1 protein-coding gene is annotated in these 1,628 nt (G+C 61.4%); it reads left to right on the top strand.

Going from position 1 to position 1,628, the window contains the following annotated elements; translation table 11 throughout:
* On the top strand, window positions 1–1,561 hold a 1,561-nt coding region (locus tag AC1D0Z_RS21310; RefSeq protein WP_477660152.1), incomplete at its 5' end, for an ABC transporter permease subunit.
* Between the last annotated feature and the right edge of the window lie 67 nt (window positions 1,562–1,628).

The following is a 1,628-nucleotide window of genomic DNA, read 5'->3' as shown; positions in this document are numbered from 1 at the left end:
CGGTGTGCTGTGGTTCTGGGGCGCCGAGGAGCTGTTGGGGCCGAGGGCGCCCGGCCTGACGGGCTCCGTTTCGATTCTGGGGCGGCAATTTCCTTCCTACGACCTTTTCCTGATCGTCGCAGGGCCTGTGGTTCTGGGTCTGCTTTGGCTTCTGCTCACCAAAACCCGCTGGGGTACCCTGGTCCGGGCCGCCACACAAGACCGCGAGATGGTCAGCGCGCTGGGTGTTAATCAGGCGTGGCTGTTTACAGCGGTTTTTGCACTGGGCGCGCTTTTGGCCGGCCTGGGTGGCGCGCTTCAGCTGCCGCGTGAGCCCGCCAACCTGGAGATGGACCTCAACATTATTGGCGCCGCATTTGTCGTGGTGGTGGTTGGGGGCATGGGTTCCATCCCGGGTGCTTATGTGGCCGCACTGCTGATTGCCGAGCTCAAGGCCATTTGCATCTGGCTCGGGCTGGTCGAAATTGCGGGCATCAGCGTCTCTTTTTCCAAGCTGACCTTGGTGGTGGAGTTCGTCGTTATGGCGGTTGTCCTGGTGGCCCGTCCCTGGGGACTGTTCGGCAGGCCCCAGGCGCCGGGCCGGCATACAGGCATGGCTGAAGAACCGCTGCGCCGGCCGCACCGCTTGTATGCCTGGGGTTGTGCGGGCCTCTTGGCGGTACTGGCTTTGATGCCTGTGCTTGCGGCGCAGTCGCCTTACGTGACGGTGTTGCTGATTGACCTGCTGGTTGCCGTCCTGTTCGCTACCAGCCTGCATTTCATCATGGGCCCCGCCGGCATGCATTCGTTCGGGCATGCCGCCTACTTCGGCCTTGGGGCCTATGGCGCCGCATTGCTGGTACGAAGCCTGAACATGCCCATGGAGCTGGCACTGGTCGTGGCGCCCGTTGTGGCGGCCGTGGGGGCCTTTGTGTATGGCTGGTTCTGCGTCAGGTTGTCTGGTGTTTATCTGGCGATGCTGACGCTGGCCTTTGCGCAAATCACCTGGGCGATTTGTTACCAGTGGGACATGTTTACCGGCGGCAGCAACGGGTTGACCGGCGTGTGGCCCTCCGAGTGGCTGGCGGACAAACGCATCTACTACTACCTCACCCTTGTGCTGGTGGCGGGAGGTGTTTTGCTGATGCACCGCCTGTTGTATTCGCCGTTTGGCTACGCAATGYGTGCGGCACGCGACTCGGTGCTGCGTTCGGATGCCATCGGTATGAATGTCAAACGCCTGCAGTGGGCCGCGTTTGTGATTGCGGGTTCTTTTGCGGGGCTGGCGGGTGCGCTTTATGCCTTTTCCAAAGGCAGCATTTCGCCCGAAAGCCTGCACGTGAGCAAGTCGATCGATGGCCTTGTCATGGTTTTACTGGGCGGTATCCAGACGCTTTTGGGGCCCGTCGTTGGCGCGGTCACTTTCACCTGGCTGCACGATACTGTGGCGCGAAACACCGACTATTGGCGCGCCATGCTCGGAGCCATCATCCTGGTTCTTGTCCTGCTGTTCCCGCAGGGAATTGCCGGCTTCGCCAGACAGCTGATTGCCAGGCGCCGTGCTGCGGGAGAAAAGGCATGAGCTTGCTGAAGGTATCAGGATTGGGAAAATCCTTTGGCGGCGTCAGGGCCGTTGATGGCGTGAACTT

The sequence above is a fragment of the Polaromonas sp. P1_E3 genome (assembly GCF_056405935.1).
Note: the sequence above shows the minus strand (reverse complement) of the source record. Positions and strands in the feature narration are given on the sequence as shown.